Source organism: Pseudomonas sp. SB113, from assembly GCF_040754745.1.
Taxonomy (GTDB): Bacteria; Pseudomonadota; Gammaproteobacteria; order Pseudomonadales; family Pseudomonadaceae; genus Aquipseudomonas; species Aquipseudomonas grimontii.
Genome location: NZ_JBFMHW010000255.1, coordinates 1 through 381 on the forward strand (window position 1 = coordinate 1; position 381 = coordinate 381).

Here is a 381-nt window from a genome sequence, read left to right on the forward strand (position 1 = left end):
TCAAGCGCGTAGATCTGAACCATACGGGCAGCCACAAGATCAACAATTGCCTCGGACAGATCCTGCTGGCCAAGCGTATGGGAAAGAAGCGGATCATCGCCGAAACAGGCGCCGGTCAGCATGGCGTTGCATCGGCCACCGTCTCGGCGCGCTTCGGCCTGCCCTGCGTCGTCTATATGGGCGCGACCGATGTCGAGCGGCAGAAGCCGAACGTCTTCCGCATGAAGCTTCTGGGTGCCGAGGTGAATGCCGTCTCTGCCGGTCACGGCACGTTGAAGGACGCGATGAACGAGGCGCTCCGCGACTGGGTCACCAATGTCGAGGATACCTATTATCTGATCGGCACGGCGGCGGGTCCGCATCCATACACGGAACTCGTTC

Annotated in this window: 1 protein-coding gene; it reads left to right on the forward strand. The window is 60.9% G+C overall.

The window, feature by feature from the left end; all coding sequences use genetic code 11:
* The coding region (locus AB1462_RS32450) for a pyridoxal-phosphate dependent enzyme (protein ID WP_367249231.1) at positions 1 to 381 on the forward strand (381 nt) is incomplete at both ends.